Origin of the sequence: Pedobacter jeongneungensis, assembly GCF_000633455.1 — a bacterium.
Lineage (GTDB): Bacteria > Bacteroidota > Bacteroidia > Sphingobacteriales > Sphingobacteriaceae > Pedobacter > Pedobacter jeongneungensis_A.
On sequence record NZ_AYMG01000001.1, the window covers coordinates 377,025 to 393,069 of the forward strand.

At 38.4% G+C, this 16,045-nt stretch carries 17 protein-coding genes; 7 read left to right on the forward strand and 10 right to left on the reverse strand.

Annotated features, from left to right (window positions below):
• Positions 1-28: 28 nt before the first annotated feature.
• A complete protein-coding gene (locus U859_RS0101625; RefSeq protein ID WP_025141701.1) occupies positions 29-2,614 on the forward strand; it encodes a phosphoenolpyruvate carboxylase in 2,586 nt (861 codons plus the stop codon).
• A gap of 205 nt (positions 2,615-2,819) precedes the next feature.
• Positions 2,820-3,128: a hypothetical protein gene (locus U859_RS0101630; RefSeq protein ID WP_025141702.1), complete on the forward strand. Its 309-nt coding sequence runs from the start codon at positions 2,820-2,822 to the stop codon at positions 3,126-3,128.
• 596 nt (positions 3,129-3,724) lie between these two features.
• Here the strand turns inward: U859_RS0101630 and U859_RS0101635 are convergent.
• The 5 genes from U859_RS0101635 to U859_RS0101655 form a co-directional block, all read right to left on the reverse strand.
• The gene (locus U859_RS0101635) at positions 3,725-3,973 is read right to left on the reverse strand and encodes a DUF6952 family protein (RefSeq protein WP_010599336.1); all 249 of its coding nucleotides are present in this window, start codon (positions 3,971-3,973) and stop codon (positions 3,725-3,727) included.
• The gene (locus U859_RS0101640; RefSeq protein WP_025141703.1) at positions 3,973-4,281 is read right to left on the reverse strand and encodes a thioredoxin family protein; all 309 of its coding nucleotides are present in this window, start codon (positions 4,279-4,281) and stop codon (positions 3,973-3,975) included. The genes U859_RS0101635 and U859_RS0101640 overlap by 1 nt, the downstream gene beginning before the upstream one ends.
• Positions 4,282-4,295: 14 nt before the next feature.
• Entirely contained in the window at positions 4,296-4,928 is a 633-nt protein-coding gene (locus tag U859_RS0101645) for a peroxiredoxin (protein WP_025141704.1), read from the reverse strand.
• A 280-nt stretch (positions 4,929-5,208) separates the two neighbouring features.
• The gene (locus U859_RS0101650) at positions 5,209-7,593 is read right to left on the reverse strand and encodes a S9 family peptidase (protein WP_025141705.1); all 2,385 of its coding nucleotides are present in this window, start codon (positions 7,591-7,593) and stop codon (positions 5,209-5,211) included.
• 179 nt (positions 7,594-7,772) lie between these two features.
• Entirely contained in the window at positions 7,773-8,957 is a 1,185-nt protein-coding gene (locus U859_RS0101655) for a hypothetical protein (RefSeq protein ID WP_025141706.1), read from the reverse strand.
• A gap of 131 nt (positions 8,958-9,088) precedes the next feature.
• Between U859_RS0101655 and U859_RS0101660 the strand changes: the two genes are divergently transcribed.
• The 5 genes from U859_RS0101660 (at position 9,089) to U859_RS0101680 (ending at position 12,336) form a co-directional block, all read left to right on the forward strand.
• Positions 9,089-10,486 carry an aldehyde dehydrogenase family protein gene (locus U859_RS0101660; RefSeq protein ID WP_025141707.1) on the forward strand — a complete coding sequence of 466 codons (1,398 nt, stop codon included), beginning with the start codon at positions 9,089-9,091 and terminating at the stop codon, positions 10,484-10,486.
• Positions 10,487-10,599: 113 nt separating this feature from the next.
• Positions 10,600-11,124, forward strand: coding sequence for a YfiT family bacillithiol transferase (locus tag U859_RS0101665; protein WP_025141708.1), 525 nt, complete (start codon positions 10,600-10,602; stop codon positions 11,122-11,124).
• Positions 11,121-11,597: a DUF6265 family protein gene (locus U859_RS0101670; protein ID WP_025141709.1), complete on the forward strand. Its 477-nt coding sequence runs from the start codon at positions 11,121-11,123 to the stop codon at positions 11,595-11,597. Before U859_RS0101665 ends, U859_RS0101670 begins: the two co-directional genes overlap by 4 nt.
• Before the next feature lie 89 nt (positions 11,598-11,686).
• Entirely contained in the window at positions 11,687-11,926 is a 240-nt protein-coding gene (locus U859_RS0101675) for a DUF6364 family protein (protein WP_025141710.1), read from the forward strand.
• Complete coding sequence (locus U859_RS0101680) at positions 11,923-12,336, forward strand: type II toxin-antitoxin system VapC family toxin (protein WP_025141711.1); 414 nt, start codon at positions 11,923-11,925, stop codon at positions 12,334-12,336. Before U859_RS0101675 ends, U859_RS0101680 begins: the two co-directional genes overlap by 4 nt.
• Here the strand turns inward: U859_RS0101680 and U859_RS0101685 are convergent, their stop codons facing one another.
• From U859_RS0101685 to U859_RS0101705, 5 genes are all read right to left on the reverse strand, one after another.
• Entirely contained in the window at positions 12,337-13,056 is a 720-nt protein-coding gene (locus tag U859_RS0101685) for a heavy-metal-associated domain-containing protein (protein WP_025141712.1), read from the reverse strand.
• A gap of 178 nt (positions 13,057-13,234) precedes the next feature.
• A complete protein-coding gene (gene ygiD, locus U859_RS0101690; protein WP_025141713.1) occupies positions 13,235-14,059 on the reverse strand; it encodes a 4,5-DOPA dioxygenase extradiol in 825 nt (274 codons plus the stop codon).
• 120 nt (positions 14,060-14,179) lie between these two features.
• Positions 14,180-14,752, reverse strand: coding sequence for a YceI family protein (locus U859_RS0101695; RefSeq protein WP_025141714.1), 573 nt, complete (start codon positions 14,750-14,752; stop codon positions 14,180-14,182).
• A 218-nt stretch (positions 14,753-14,970) separates the two neighbouring features.
• Positions 14,971-15,531, reverse strand: coding sequence for an AraC family transcriptional regulator (locus U859_RS0101700; RefSeq protein ID WP_025141715.1), 561 nt, complete (start codon positions 15,529-15,531; stop codon positions 14,971-14,973).
• Positions 15,531-16,034 carry a DUF3347 domain-containing protein gene (locus U859_RS0101705; RefSeq protein ID WP_025141716.1) on the reverse strand — a complete coding sequence of 168 codons (504 nt, stop codon included), beginning with the start codon at positions 16,032-16,034 and terminating at the stop codon, positions 15,531-15,533. Before U859_RS0101705 ends, U859_RS0101700 begins: the two co-directional genes overlap by 1 nt.
• Positions 16,035-16,045: the final 11 nt, after the last annotated feature.

Here is a 16,045-nt window from a genome sequence, read left to right on the forward strand (position 1 = left end):
TACGGTATACAAAACTATTGCCTAAGCTATGCCCAAACTTCGTTTAACAACGCAACGTGAATCTATTTTTAATAATGAGGTAATCTCAAAATTCGAACTCTTTAACAGTTTATTTCTCACCTTGCCTTTTTACAAAATTAAAGATACCGGAACACTGCTTCCCCTTTTCTTTAAAAGCTGTGAAGAAGGTATTGCAAACGGAGAGAAACCTGCACAGATTATTGAAGAATTTTTTGCCAAGTACACCAGCTATACCGAGCGCAAGGATATTGTTGACCTTCTTTTCCGTTTTATACAATATATCGAGCGTCAGGTGGTGCTTTTCGATGCGGTTGAAGATGCTTCTTTTACGAAGCTAAATACCACTGATGAGCAGAGTACACTGGCGTTTATTTTAAAGAAGAATGCCGATAACAAACCTGTACTGGCCAAAATTGAAAAACTGATTGACGAGCTTTCGCTGCGTTTGGTTTTAACCGCGCACCCCACCCAGTTTTATCCGGGCAGTGTTTTGGCCATTATTACCGATTTAACCAAAGCGATCAGGGATAACGACATCACCTCGATGAATTCCCTTTTACAGCAGTTAGGTAAAACGCCGTTTTTTAATAAAAAATCGCCAACACCTGTTGATGAAGCTTTAAACCTGGCCTGGTTCCTCGAAAATACTTTTTATTTTGCTGCGGCAAACATTCAGGAAGAAATAGATCAGAATCTGGATGAGTATAACCTCGAAACCAAGAAAATTTTAGAGCTCGGTTTCTGGCCGGGGGGTGATAGGGACGGAAATCCGAACATTCATGCGGATACCACTTTAGAAGTTTCTAAAATGTTGCGACAGATTCTTTTCCGCTGTTACTACCGTGATTTCAGGGTAATTAAACGTCGAATTACCTTTAGAGGTGTTGAAGAAAATATTGCAAAACTGCATGATGTGCTTTATCAAAATGCCTTCGATCAAACCTGCGAGCTTCATGATATTTCTGATGAATTAAGGGACAACCTGAATAAAATTAAAGAAACCCTGTTGGCAGAACACGAAGGTTTATTTGTTGACCTGGTTAACGACCTGATCCGCAAGATAGATCTATACGGTAACTATTTTGCTTCTTTGGATATCCGTCAGGATAGCCGCGTGCTGAGAAGCGTACATGCTTACTGCCGCGAAAATAAACCGATCTCTTCATTATATCCTGTTGATTACGATAAATTATCAGAAGCTGAAAAACTAAACCTGATTTCGTTTAAAGAGGCAACCATTGTTTACGCAAGCGAGCCTGATGCCTTAATTGAGGATACCATTGAGGTAATTAAAGAAATTAAAGGAATTCAGAAACGTAACGGCGAAAAAGCCTGCCACCGTTTTATTATCAGCAATTGCCAGCAGGCCAGCGATATTTTACAGTTGATCGAACTTTTCCTTTGGAATGGTTGGAGCAAAGAATCATTGACGATTGATTTTGTGCCGCTTTTTGAAACCGTAAACGATTTAAAAGGCGCTGCTGCCATTATGGATACCTTGTACAGCAATCCATTTTATAAAGCACATTTGGCGAGCCGTGGCAATAAGCAGGATATTATGCTTGGTTATTCTGATAGCACTAAAGATGGTGGCTATTTGATGGCTAACTGGTCTATCTTTAATGGTAAAACGTCATTATCCGCTATTTCTGCAAAACACAACATCCAACTGGCATTTTTCGATGGCCGTGGCGGACCCCCTGCGCGTGGTGGTGGTAAAACACACCGTTTCTATGCTTCGATGGGTAAGGAAATTGCGAATAAAAACATGCAGCTAACCGTCCAAGGGCAGACCATTAGTTCTCAATATGGTTCAGTAGAAAGTGCTGAATTTAATATTGAGCAATTAATCAACGCCGGCCTAACCTCCGGACTAAAAGAAAAACATAATATTCTTTTAGATCCTGAAAATAAAGCCCTGCTTGATGAAATGGCAGAAGAAAGTTATAAAGCTTTTGTGGATTTGCGTGAGCACCCATTATTTGTAAGTTATTTAGAGAAATTATCTCCTTTAAAACTGTTGTCGCAGGCCAATATCAGCAGTCGCCCGGTGAAAAGAAATGGCGGCGGCGAAATGAAACTCGAAGATTTGAGGGCCATTAGTTTTGTAACGGCCTGGAGTATGCTGAAACAAAATGTTCCCGGTTTTTATGGGATGGGAACGGCCTTGAGCACTCAGGAAAAGGCAGGTAATTGGGATAAAGTGGTTAAGGTTTATCAGGATTCTGATTACCTGAAAACCATTGTAGATAACTGTATGATGAGCATGAGCAAATCGGACTTTGTAATTACGGCCCATTTAGCCAACGACAAAGAGTTTGGCGCCTTTTGGACTCAATTATATGAAGAGTTTAAATTAACCAAAGAGATGCTTTTAAAACTCTCAGGACAGCCAACTCTAATGGCTAATTATCCTGTAGATAAAAAATCGATCGCTACGCGTGAGAGAATTATTCTACCACTCGTATTGATTCAGCATTTTGCTTTAGAGAAATTGCAGCACGATCAGAACGAGAAAGACCAGCATGCTTTAGAAAAGCTTGCGGTAAGAACAGTTTTTGGTATTGTAAATGCCGGTAGGAATTTAGCTTAGTGCTTTCTGCCAACCCTCGCAGGTTTCCGAAACCTGCGAGGGTTAAAAAAAACATATCCAAGGTCTGTGTCCCCACAAACCTTTTTTACGTCCAATTTGTCATTCTGAACGCAGTGAAGAATCTCCGGCATAATTGCATAGGCATTCGGTTTTTTATATTGTGCTGATTATTAGTTATATTTAAAATTGATATGAAGTAATAAAAATGAAATTGAAAACAAAATTTATTATAGCCACACTATTACTGGCCATTTTTATAGTAGATATGATTTGGTGGTTTCGTGTTTCAGATAGCAATAGCTCCTTTGAAATCGCGAAAAATAATTACTTAGCGGCGTTTCCTGCTTTCTTGCAGAATACGTTGTTATTAACGGGTATTGCCATTGCCATCCTAGTTATTTCAGGAATATTCTTTGTTCAAACAAGAAAAGGAAATAAACTTCAAACCGTGTCTACAGTTGGATTTTGTTTAAGCTTTACTTTAGCTTTTTGGCAATTATTTTCTTTAATGTAAAGTTAAGTACCAAGTCCTGTGTCCCCATAGACCTTTTTTAATTCCCCTGTTCTCACAAACGGTCGTCATTTCGACCGTAGTGGAGAAATCTTTTAACCATAGTTCAAAGATTTCTCCATTTCGCTGTGCTTCAGTCGAAATGACGACCTTACTATTTGGATCTGCTATTATAGACTGAAAGAATCTGCATGTATAGTAGCACATGTTGAAGTTAAACTCTTAAGAAATTTCTAAGCTTTCGGAATCAAAATATTTTAATAATCACACTTATGCTCATTTCATTGGGTTTTAGTTCGTTCAGAATTACAAAACCCAGCCATCTAAACCTGATTGGACGGATGCCGATTTAAGCATCTGTTTTTATTTACTTATGGCATGTTTGCTTGTTTCACAGGTTTTCTATCGGCAGGAGGGAAAGCAGGGCTGTAGCAACCGATGGAAAACGGAACCTTGCTTTCCAAAAAAACAAGAATTGATAATAGCATAAAAGATTGCTTCGTCGTTCCTCCTCGCAATGACGAAAAAAAAATCCCCTGCAGATGTAAATCTTCAGGGGATTTTATATTTCGAAAAAGCGAAATTAAAGTTTAAAACGATTATCGATCAATCGAACCCATCACTTTTTGGCCGAAAGCATTTAGTGCATCTTTTTCGGCAGCACCTTCGCTTACCATCTGGTGTACTTCTAACGCACCACAGATATTGGTAATCATTTCGCCTGCAACATCAACCTCGTGCTCACTAACGCCTCTAAACTCGCAGAAAGCCTCTAAAACCTCCAAAGTGGTCTCCAGTTGTGCCGGAGTGGTGTTTTGAAATAACTGTCTTATAACCGGAATCTTCATTACTTTATCTTGTTAAATAGTTCAATTAAACCTTCTGCTTTGTTGGTTTGCACCTGATCTACCAAGCTACCGCCTTCAAAAGCTGCAAAAGTTGGTAAATTATCAACATTAGCAAATTTGCGTGAGTTTGGAAGTTTTTCGGCATCAACAATCAAGAAAGCCACATCTTCATTTTCTGAAGCCAGTTTTTTAAACTTAGGTTTCATGATTCTGCAATTTCCGCACCATGATGCAGCATACTGAACCATCACCTTTGAGTTATCGGCTAAATATTGTTGAAGATTATCTTCTGTTAATTCTAAAAACATAACGTTTTGTTTAATTAGTTAGCGGCTAAATATTCAGCTACGCCAGTTCTGTTTGCGTTCATTGCTTCTTTTCCTTCTTCCCAGTTTGCAGGACAAACTTCGCCATGTTTTTGAACGTGAGCATAAGCATCAATTAAACGTAAATATTCTTTAACGTTTCTACCTAATGGCATATCGTTAACGCTTTCGTGGAAAACTTTACCAGTTTCGTCGATTAGGTAAGTAGCTCTGAAAGAAACATTTGAACCTGAAAAAGATTCGTTTCCTTCTTCATCGTAGTTAACTTCCTGATCTAAAATATCAAGGATACCAGATAATTGTCTGTGGGTATCAGCTAAAATTGGGTAAGTAACACCTTCAATACCGCCGTTATCTTTTGGCGTATTTAACCATGCGAAGTGAACTTCGTTGGTATCGCAAGATGCACCGATTACAATTGTATTTCTTTTTTCAAACTCAGGTAAAGCCGCTTGGAAAGCGTGCAATTCTGTAGGGCAAACGAAAGTAAAATCTTTTGGATACCAGAATAATAACACTTTGCTATTTTTGTTTACAGCTTCTTCAAATACGTTGATTTTCAAGTCATCACCCATGTCTGACATTGCATCAATACTAACACTCGGGAATTTTTTACCTACTATTGCCATAATTTTTTGTCTTTAATTTTGTTGGCACAAAGGTAATGCTAAAAGAGGAGTCAATCAACCCCGAGCCACCAATTGTTAATTGTATTTATTGATAACGATATAGATGAAAACTATATTGTTTATATGAAGTATAGCGGAGTTCTATTTCAGTTCTTTGCTGTCGTGCTGAGGCACGAAGCATCTGTTTCATAGGCTGCAGATGCTTCGTGCCTCAGTATGACGGTACATTCAGGGTTGCGGCAAATTAACCCGTTTTTGCTAAAATCAGAAAGAGATTAGGTTACTTTTTCAACGTATTCTCATACAGTTTAAATATCCTTTTATACTCATCGGTCCAGCTGCTTGGCTCAATAAAACCATGGTCTTCTACCGGGTAAACCGCAAGTTCCCAATTATTTTTGCCCAGCTCTATAAAACGCTGTGTAATGCGCACAATATCCTGAAAATGCACATTTACATCCACCATGCCATGTGCCATTAAAAGGTTACCTTTTAATTTGTCGGCGAAATAAATAGGCGAACTTCTTTTATAGGCAATCGGGTCGTTATAAGGTTCGTTTAAAATATTTGAGGTATAGCCATGGTTATAATGTGCCCAATCGGTAACCGAACGCAAAGCAGCGCCGCTGGCAAAAACATCCGACTCGTTGAACATGGCCATCAGCGTAATAAAACCACCATAAGAGCCGCCGTATAAACCAACGTGCTGCGGATTAACGCCATATTTCTCTACCAAAAACTTAACACCATCGGCCTGGTCGGTTAAATCTTTTCCACCCATGTGGCGATAAATACCTGTACGGTGATCGCGGCCATAACCAGAACTCCCGGTATAATCGATATCGATTACTGTGTAACCATTGTCGGCCAGTAAATTATTGAACATAAATTCGCGGAAGTAGGTACTCCAGCCGAAGTGTACATTCTGTAAATAACCTGCACCATGCACAAAAACTACCGCAGGGTGGTTTGGATGTGGATTTTCTGATTTATAAACTCTTGCATAAACATCAGCACCATAACGGTTTTTAAAAGTAACCATATCCGGTTGACGCCATTTGTAAGAATTAAATTCGGCAGAAGTAGATTGCGTAACCTTTATGGCTTTAGCTCCGGCTTTATTTGGCTGGAGATATAATTCCCCCGGTTTATCCAGATAAGAATAATTAATGGCAAGGTATTTCTCATCAGGAGACAGGGTAATGTCATTCAAACCTTTCATGGTGGTAATTTGAACGAGTTCACCGCCATTTACCCCAATTTTAAAGAAATTGGTAATCCCGGGATGTTCCTTATTCGCTTTGATATAAAACGTATTTCTATCTTTTGAGAGCTGTACTGATTGAACTTCCCATTTGCCGGCAGTGAGTTGTTTTTTATCACCTGTAGCAAAATTTACCACATAAAGGTGCGAATATCCGGTAGCTTCGCTTTGATAATAAAAGCGGTTATTATCGATCCAGCCTGTGTTGCCCTGGTAAAAACCGCTAATGCCGGGACCGCCGATCCATGCTTCATCGCGCTGGCGGTCGATCAAAGTAAATTTACCCGTTAAAGCATCTAGTTTTAAAATCCAGCGGTCTTTATTATCGGTAGAAGTAGCCACAACAATTGCAGAACTTCCATTATCATTCCAAAGCGGACCAAATAAATTTACAGGCCTGTCGGCATTTTTCTTTTTTAACGTGTCCAGTTCTTTTGGATAATCTTTAAGGTAATCAGGCAGATCTTTTATACCCGTAATAGTCGAAGTCTGGATCGCGTAAACGGTATCGCGTTGCGTATCATAAATAAAACCCTGCGAGGTATTTTCGTTTTCTCCAACCTTGGTTCTGCCAGGGATATCTTCGGTATAACCTGATGAAGTAATATAGTTTGGAACAAAGGTATTATGGTTATTCTGCGCAGGCGTAGTGAGTTTGTAGGTAATAAAGTGCCCGTCCGGGCTAATGATTACGCCATTCAAAAACTTATCTTCAGTATATAATTCTTTTAACGGTTTTGTATCTGCAGCGGTACTCCCAAAGCGGCCTCTTCCCCCGCGTGAACCGTTTTTGGCCTCGGCGTTTCGTTTTTTAATAATATCGAAGAGTTCGGTTTGTTGTGCTTTTAACCATTTATCCTGTTCGGTAGCCGGTTTGCTTTCTGCTCTTCCAGCTTTTTTACCTTTAACAAAATTGGTAAGCTGTTTGGTTTCTGCTGATTTTAAATCAACCACGAAAAGATTATCGCCCAATTGGTAAACAACATTACCATTGGTTAAAAAAACCGGACTGCTTTCCCTTTCCTGTGTACTGGTTAAGCGCGTTTCCTTATTCGTTTTGAAGTTCTGTAAATAAATATCTCCGCTTTTTTCTACTAAACCAAGGGAGCGATCGGCATTGTAGGTGTAATTTAAACTTAAAAGTTTTTCATCTTCCTTTTCTGCTGCTTTAACAGGTTTAGAAGAAGTTGCCGAAACTTTGAATAATTCTTCTTTGGCTTTATTTTCAGGGTTCCAGTTAAAATATAGGGTTTTGCTATCTGCCGTCCAGCGGAAATTAGTTGGCGAAGTACCCATCCATTTTGGATCGCGCATAATTTTTTCGACAGTTAAAGGGGCCAATTCTTGCGCAAAAGCATATTCGCCTGTGCAAAGCAAAAGGAAAAGTAAATATTTCTTCATGAATTTTAGGTTTGGATGCAATTTAGGTAAAGTGCTACCTAATTTTAAAAGGAAATGGAAATGTTACAACCTCACCCTATTAGGGGTGTGAGGTGTTACGTGAAAGCCCTGCAGTCCCTCTCCTCAAGGAGAGGGAAATGATGGACAGAAGTAGAAAAACTAACTTTGATAGGGTGAGGTTAGCGGATCACCCTGCCGGTTTTATCTACGTTCACCACATCGAAAGGCTTTAAATACTCGTTTATGATGACTGCAAACTCACGCCTGGTCAATAATTTTTTAAGATCGTAATTACTGCTAAACCTATAACTTTTATTCCATTTTTTCTGCAGTTCATCTTTTGTGGCTTCAATTGATTTATTACCCACATAACAAACCATAGAAATCGTATTTTCCAGGTTAATAGGAATATTCTGATGATCATCGAACCAGATCTGCGCTTTGTAATAATATGCTTTGATCGGTTCTTTAATTTCTTTATAAGTAACTTCTTTTTCAGGCACGAAATATGCTTTACCCTGCGTGATTTCTGCTTTAATAATCCCTGTGATACCCACTTTTTGAATCGCTAACCAGTTGGAGTCCGTTATTTTAACATCCTCAAAGGGCATTAATGCATGTTTGTAGGCCAATAACTCACCCTGGATTCTTTTTAAATTTGACAAACTGGTTTTGGTGTTAAAAAATGCGGCATAAGCTGCGGTTGCCCCAGCTGCTTGTCCAATTTCAAATTGATCTTTAGAGATATAAAGGAGGTTTTCCTGATCTGGGATCAATAAGCTGTATAATGATAAAAAGCTGGCTCCTGAAGAAATCCTGGATACCGTTGTCCGGTAAGTATTTTCGTTATAGTTTAACGGACTTGAAGATGCTGGATTTAAAGCAGAGATTTTTAATTCAGCAAGCAATTTTTCAGGGTTATCGGCCAGCACAAGAATTTTGGCTTTAATGCTTTTATCTTTGGTCAATTTCGCTTCCCAACCACTGCCAGAGCGTTTAATTTCTGTGTAAGCAGTATTATTGATGACGTTTAAAAGTAGCGTGCTATCTACCACAATTACTTTCGCCCGGTTTTTTTTATCCGGTTTTGGTTTTGGGGTTTCTAAGCTTTTCGCATTTTCAGTTTCCCGCTTTAAAAAACTTTGGTAAAAAGGCATTCGTACCCTTTTAGTTTGAGCAATTTTATTTAAATCCAACTGTTCTTTTTGGGTAAGCAGGATGGTTTTTACGCCCGATTTAAAAGACTGAAAAGATGCGGCATAAGCAGCATCGCCGTTACCGATAACCAGTACATCTGTTTTTATGGTTTGAGCATGGATAACCAGGGGAATTATGAATGCGAAAACAAAAAACAATCTTTTCATCTTTTATTATTAAAATTTGCTGCAATATGCTTTAAATGAATGAATTTTTAATGAAAAGGTCGCATTTTAACTAAATTTAACTCGTAATTTCAGGAAAATCGATTAGTGTAAAAGCAAGTAATTAGGTAATTATGGAACAACAGATAAAGTCGGTTTTCGATTTACAGCAAAAATATAAATTCGATTTACGCGGAACAGATGCTAAAACCCGTATCGGAAAGCTAAAATTACTTAAGCAGGCTTTAGAAAAGGCCGAAGAGGAAATATTTGCCGCTTTAGAAAAGGATCTGCGTAAAAACCGTTTTGAAAGTGCGGTAACTGAACTGTATTTTACCTACGCTGAAATCGATTTTGCCATCAAAAAGTTGAAAGGGTGGATGAGACCCAAGTCGGCAGGCAAAACCATGAGTAATTTTTTTGCGGGTAATAAAATTTATTATGAACCCAAGGGTGTTTGTTTGATTATTGCCCCATGGAATTACCCATTACAATTGATGATGAGTCCATTGGTTTCGGCAATAGCGGCAGGGAATTGTGTGATCCTTAAACCGTCCGAATTAAGCGGAGCAACAGCTGGACTAATTAGTAAATTAATTGCGTCTACCTTTGATCCGAAAGAAATTGCCTGTTTTGAAGGTGATGCCGATGTTTCTACCGAACTATTAAAGCTCCCGTTCGACCATATCTTTTTTACCGGAAGTACTACAATTGGTAAAGTGGTGATGGAAGCAGCAGCGAAAAACCTGACCTCGGTTACTTTGGAGCTTGGTGGAAAATCGCCAGCTATTGTAGATGGAACCTGTGATATTAAAAAGGCTGCTGAAAAAATCGCATGGGGCAAATTGGTTAACGCAGGGCAGACCTGTATTGCACCGGATTATGTGCTGATCGAAGAGAATAAGCGGAATGATTTTATCGAACATTATAAAATCGCGGTCGGAAAAATGTTCGGTGAAGGTGCCGGAATTAATAAAAAAGATTATGCCAAAATCATTAACGATAAACAGTTTAAGCGGTTAAATAAATTAAAGGAAGATGCAATTGCCGATGGAGCAGTACTAACTTTTGGTGGCGAAACAGATGAGAAAAGTTTAACCCTGATGCCCACGCTTTTAACTTCGGTAAACGAAAAAAGCGCCATCATGCAAGAGGAAATATTTGGTCCCATTTTGCCTGTTATTACCTTTAAAAGTTTGCAGGAGGCGATTGATTTAGTGAACAGCAAAAATAAACCTTTGGCACTTTATATCTTTTCAGATAACAAACAGCATCAGCATAAAATCATCAACGAAACCAGTGCTGGCGGAACCTGCATAAATGATGTATTGGTTCATATCAGTAATCCTAATTTGCCTTTTGGTGGTGTTAACAGCAGTGGAATGGGAAGTTGCCACGGTGTTTTTGGCTTCAAAACCTTTTCGCACGAGAGGGCGGTTGTTTTCCAGTCTAAGTTAGGTTTAACCAGCATGATTTATCCTCCCTATGGCAAAAAAATGGGTTTGTTAAAATGGTTGAAGAAATTGATGTAATTGGGTTATTTTAATGTTGAAAGGTTGTAATGTTTGAAGGTTAAGTCACAACATTTCAACCTTCCAACATCCAACATTTCAACTTTTCCAATAATTCTCCTTATTTTGGTTCCATGGATTTAGAACAGCTTAAGTACCCAATTGGTCAATTTGCTATGCCTGATATTTTCGATCAAAAACAGATTGATACCTGGATTTCTGAAATAGAGGCTTTACCAGGCCAAATTAAAACGGCTACAGAGAATCTGACAAATGAAGAGCTAAACCAAACCTATCGGCCCGGAGGCTGGACATTAAGGCAGGTTGTTCACCATATACCGGATAGCCATATCAATGCCTATATCCGGTTTAAGCAAGCCGTTACTGAAGACATTCCGGTAATCAGGCCATATTATGAGGAACGCTGGGCAGAAACCGAAGAAGCAAAAAATGGTGATATTAAGTTATCTGTTGATTTGTTAACTGGTTTGCATCAGCGTTGGGTTGTTTTTTTAAAAACATTAAAAGTAGGAGATTACCAAAGAAAATACATTCATCCGGCACACAATAAAGAACTCACTTTAGCAAATATGCTGGGCATGTATGCCTGGCACGGAAAACATCACCTGGCACACATTACCAATACCAGAACAAAATGAAAAGAATCTATTTATACTTCTTGATTTTATTTCTTGTTGGTTCGTACAGCAATGTTAAAGCGCAAAAAGATTCATTAAAAACCTTTTCTTTTGTGTTAGGCTCATGGGAAATGCAAACGCCCAAAGGTAAAATTGTGGAACAATGGAGCCATGGTGCCGATAAAATACTGAAAGGCAAGAGTTATCGCATCAATACAAAAGGAGATAGCGTTCTAACTGAAACATTACAGATCAGAAAAATAGGAAAAGATGTTTTCTATTGTTCAACTGTTGCCAATCAGAATGAGGGGAAAGAAGTATGTTTTAAGCTTATTTCCATAAAAGATCAGGTTTATATTTTCGAAAATGCGGCACACGATTTCCCACAGAGAATAGTTTACCAGAACCTGGGTAAAAATGAAATGCTCGCCTGGATTGAAGGCGAGCTTAATGAAAAAAGCCGAAAGTCGGAATTTAGGTATAAGCGGCAATAATCTAATTTTTATATAAATAGGATCTATAACAAAGTTGCTTCTTGTTGGTTTAAACTGTTATACGTATATTTGAATAAATCACACGTGTTATGACAACTAAGTTAACATTGACTGTACAGAAATCGACCATTGAAAAAGCAAAATCTTATGCAAAGCAAACTGGGCGTAGCTTATCTGAATTGGTTGAAAAGTATTTAGAAACCATTACGCTTAATGAGGTAACTACTGTTTCGTCAAAGTTAAGAAGTATTGTGGGAGCGGTGAAACTCCCAGATGATTTTGATGATGCTGCTGAACTTCATGATTATTTTGAAAATAAGCATCTATGAAAAGGATTTTTGTTGATACGAATATTATTGTTGATTTAATCGCAGATAGAAGACCTTTCAGCAAATTTGCTATAGAACTTTTCGAAAAAGCGGAACGTAAAGAGGTTCAATTGTATACCTCTTCGCATTCAATAGCGACAACGCATTATTTATTAAAAAAATATCTTGAGGAACGGACTTTAAGGGAGGTTATTTATAATGTACTTGAATATATTAAAGTTATTGCAATAGATCAGGATATTATTAAAAAAGGATTAAAATCTAAACATAAAGACTTCGAAGATGCCTTGCAAATACTTTGTGCTTATAAGATAGAAAAGCTGGATTACATTGTTACCAGAAATATTAAAGATTTCAAAGATTCAGAAATCCCAGCTTTTCCACCTGATGGGCTTTTGACTAAAATTTAACTACATCAAAATCAACATGGCTGCGCTCATGGCAATCATAATCGCATCTTCAACAATGGTTACGGTACTCATGGGTAAGTTAAACACCGCCCCCAGGCAAGCACATTGAATTTTCTTTTTGTTTAAAACGCTTTCCAAAACACCAAGGATACTGATGGTCATTACAATGAGGGTGACCCAATTCACAATAACAGGCGATAGGTTTAATGCAAAGGATAAGCCTAAACCTAATTCGATAAAAGCATAGATATAACCCCATGCGCTAAATTTTTTAGCCACGATATCGTACATGGCATAACTTTCGGCAAAGGCTTTTAAGTTGAGCATTTTAAAGAAAGAAAAGGTTAGGAAGAAACCCGCCATAAAAATGCGCATAAACGCCATAAAATTGATCGCATTGTTCTGCCACGAAACCAATAACGATATTGCTGTAACATATCCGAATATCAATAGGATGGGTTTGTAGGTTTCGGCCCACGATTTTGCTTCTTCAAGCGTTTCATTGTGATGCGCAGCAGCAATTTGATATTTGCTGTCGTTACCGCCCAGAGCTTGTTGCAAGGTATCTAAACCGATATGCTTATCCATACTAATGGTAGCGGTATTCGTGTCCTTTGAGACCTCAACCGAGGTTACATCTGGTAAAACAAGCAGGTTACTTTTCACTTTATTTTCGCAACCGCCACAGGTCATGCCTGTGAGTTGATAGGTATGTGTCATGATTAAATTATTTCTACAAATTTACCGCTTCAATGAGCGATAAGCGTTACAGAATAATCATAAAGTTTTATAGAATTTTAGTTTTCTGTCATTCTGAACGCAATGAAGAATCTTTAATTTTTGAGAAGGGGGTTTTCATCGGTTGCAGATGCTTCGTACCTTAGCATGACAGTAGTTTTTACCCTACCAAAACTGAAGTCATGGTTAACGAACCGCCCACTGCTTTATCATTAAAAAACGAAACCTCTTCCTTATCGTTTTTCATTCCGAGGGTGTAAATAAGTGGCAAATAATGTTCCGGAGTAGGGATGGCCAGCATGGCATCGCTGCCAAGGTTGCGGTAATTGATTAAAGGTTGATAATCGCCGTTTGCAATTAAATTTTTGAATTTATCGTTCATTTCAATTGCCCAATCATAACCGCCCCCGTTAATCATTTCCCAGCTTAGCATACGCAGGTTATGCACCATATTGCCACTGCCGATAACCAACACACCTTTTTTACGGAGCGCATAAATTTCTTTAGCAATTTCATAATGTTGCGCCGGTGATTTGGTATAATCGATACTCAGTTGCAAAACAGGAATATCTGCATTTGGATACATGTGCCTTACCACAGTCCAGGTGCCATGATCCAAACCCCAATCGTGGTCTAAACCAACAGGGGTAGAGTGGATTAAGCCAGGTATTTCTGCCGCCAGCTTCGGATCGCCGGGTGCAGGATACTGCACATCAAAAAGTGCCTGAGGAAAACCACCAAAATCGTGGATGGTACCTGGAAAATCCATTGAAGTTACAAACGTGCCGTGGGTGTACCAGTGTGCTGATACCACCAAAACTGCTTTTGGAACAGGTATATGTTTGGCCAAATCTACCCAACTATCACTAAACTCATTATTTTCAATCCCGTTCATTGGAGAGCCATGGCCAATAAAAAGCGTTGGCATTAAATCCGTTTGAGGCAAACGTTGAGTAAAGTTTTTGAATTGGGATAATGCAGACATAATATCGGGTTTGTCATGCTGAGCCTGTCGAAGCACCTACATGCATTTCGACAAGCTCAATGTGACAGATTTATTTAAATTTTTACCAGATCATCAATATGAAGAAATAATGATCCTATATTATTTTCCCTGAACAAATTCCAGATTTAATTTAATGGCAACATCTTTTGCAACACCTGCACCGGTTGGATCATATTTAATATTATAATCTAAACGGTTAATGGTTGTAGTAGCGCCAAAACCAGCTTTGGTATTACCTTGCTGATCTTTAGCCGTGCCCCCATAAACTACAGCAAATTTTACATCTTTGGTTACATCGCGGATGGTTAATTTACCACTTAATTCATAATTGTTTCCGCTTAATTTTTTGAAAGAAGTACTTTCGAATTTCATGGTCGGGAATTTCTCTGCATTAAAGAAATCATCTGTTTTTAAATGGCCATCTCTCATATCAACACCAGTAGTGATGCTGTTTACATCAACAGTAAAGGCGATTTTAGCATCAGTTAAATCTGGCTTAGAAGCGGTAACCGTCCCGTCGAATTTTTTGAATGAGCCATCAACAAAAGAAATGCCCATGTGTTTAACCGAAAAGTTAACAAACGAGTGCATTGGATCTATTTTCCAGCTGGTTTGTGCAAATGATGCCACACTGATTGAGGTAGCGATCAGAAATAAGAATAATTTTTTCATACCTGGTGATTTTATTTTGGTACAAAGGTAGTTGAGTATCAGCAGATCAATCTTAACGTATGATAAGAAATTGGAGAAGGGGGTTAATCGGTTAACTGTTTAAATTGGTTAATTGATGAATAGCTAAATGGTTAATGGTTTTTTGGTTCATAGTTCATAGACGATGGGCCCATTGGCCATCAACCATGATCTATCTAACCATTAACTATTTCCTCCCATCACACCTCATCCAGTGTTTTCCTGCTATCTGCCGAAGCTGCTTTATAAACCGAAGGCGTAATGCCAGTCACTTTTTTAAACTGTGCCGATAGGTGAGCTACACTGCTGTAATTCAGTTGATAGGCAATTTCGCTCAGTGTGAGTTCGCCATAAGTGAGCATTTCTTTTGCTTTTTCTATTTTCTGTGCAATGAAATATTTCTCAATCGTCTGATTTTCGACCTCAGAAAAAATGCTGCTTAAACTCGTATATTCCTGTTTTAACTGCTCGCTGAGGTAGGCAGAAAGATTGATTTTTAAGGGCTCTTTGGTGTAATGTACCAAATTAACAATAGCCGTTTTAACCTGTTCGGCTACCTGGGTTTTCTTATCTTCTAATAATTCGAATCCGAAATGGATAAGGCGATCTGAAATCCTGACTTTATCTTCTGAAGTGATATTCTCAGCCAGGGTAACCTCGCCAAGCTCAACCAATAGCGGTTTAAAGCCAAGCTTTTCCAGCTCGGCCTTAACCACCATTTTACAACGGTTGCATACCATATTTTTGATATGCAGGTTCATTAGTTCGATTTTATGGTTTCAGAAACGTCGCCACAATCAAACATCATGCTTCCATAATATGGATTTTCGATGTTTTCTTTTTCGTTTAACCAGCTCGCTTTCGCCATTGGGCAATGTTGAACATAAACGGTTTGACTGTTAAATTTCAGGCCTTTCAACGTTTTGATCATTGCATAAGAAATCCCTTCAAAAGCCTTTCTTTGTGTTTTGATGTCGTTCGAACCCGCAATCTGAGCAGCTTTGCTTTTGATAATAGCAGCCTGTTCCATAAATATTTTATGCTGATCGGCTGGTAAATCTTTATGGTTAACAGCATTTACTTTTGCCGATAAAACTTTCACTTTTTCAATGGCTAAGTCTTTTTTATCGGTTGCCAATGCATTTTTTACATCGTAGTATGCCGTTAATACCTGATTTAAGGCTACATCTGTTTTGCTTTGTGCATAAGTGAATGCTGTGGTTGCGATCGTGATGATGGCAACTAATCCAAATATTTTTTTCATGTGATTATTTT

Bases quoted from the DNA above. Each gene is read 5' to 3' on its own strand.
- U859_RS0101685 (WP_025141712.1), bottom strand. From the start codon at position 13,056: ATGACACATACCTATCAACTCACAGGCATGACCTGTGGCGGTTGCGAA.
- U859_RS0101630 (WP_025141702.1), top strand. From the start codon at position 2,820: ATGAAATTGAAAACAAAATTTATTATAGCCACACTATTACTGGCCATT.
- U859_RS0101650 (WP_025141705.1), bottom strand. From the start codon at position 7,593: ATGAAGAAATATTTACTTTTCCTTTTGCTTTGCACAGGCGAATATGCT.
- ygiD (WP_025141713.1), bottom strand. From the start codon at position 14,059: ATGTCTGCATTATCCCAATTCAAAAACTTTACTCAACGTTTGCCTCAA.
- U859_RS0101675 (WP_025141710.1), top strand. From the start codon at position 11,687: ATGACAACTAAGTTAACATTGACTGTACAGAAATCGACCATTGAAAAA.
- U859_RS0101655 (WP_025141706.1), bottom strand. From the start codon at position 8,957: ATGAAAAGATTGTTTTTTGTTTTCGCATTCATAATTCCCCTGGTTATC.
- U859_RS0101680 (WP_025141711.1), top strand. From the start codon at position 11,923: ATGAAAAGGATTTTTGTTGATACGAATATTATTGTTGATTTAATCGCA.
- U859_RS0101645 (WP_025141704.1), bottom strand. From the start codon at position 4,928: ATGGCAATAGTAGGTAAAAAATTCCCGAGTGTTAGTATTGATGCAATG.
- U859_RS0101640 (WP_025141703.1), bottom strand. From the start codon at position 4,281: ATGTTTTTAGAATTAACAGAAGATAATCTTCAACAATATTTAGCCGAT.
- U859_RS0101700 (WP_025141715.1), bottom strand. From the start codon at position 15,531: ATGAACCTGCATATCAAAAATATGGTATGCAACCGTTGTAAAATGGTG.
- U859_RS0101695 (WP_025141714.1), bottom strand. From the start codon at position 14,752: ATGAAAAAATTATTCTTATTTCTGATCGCTACCTCAATCAGTGTGGCA.
- U859_RS0101670 (WP_025141709.1), top strand. From the start codon at position 11,121: ATGAAAAGAATCTATTTATACTTCTTGATTTTATTTCTTGTTGGTTCG.
- U859_RS0101705 (WP_025141716.1), bottom strand. From the start codon at position 16,034: ATGAAAAAAATATTTGGATTAGTTGCCATCATCACGATCGCAACCACA.
- U859_RS0101665 (WP_025141708.1), top strand. From the start codon at position 10,600: ATGGATTTAGAACAGCTTAAGTACCCAATTGGTCAATTTGCTATGCCT.
- U859_RS0101660 (WP_025141707.1), top strand. From the start codon at position 9,089: ATGGAACAACAGATAAAGTCGGTTTTCGATTTACAGCAAAAATATAAA.
- U859_RS0101635 (WP_010599336.1), bottom strand. From the start codon at position 3,973: ATGAAGATTCCGGTTATAAGACAGTTATTTCAAAACACCACTCCGGCA.
- U859_RS0101625 (WP_025141701.1), top strand. From the start codon at position 29: ATGCCCAAACTTCGTTTAACAACGCAACGTGAATCTATTTTTAATAAT.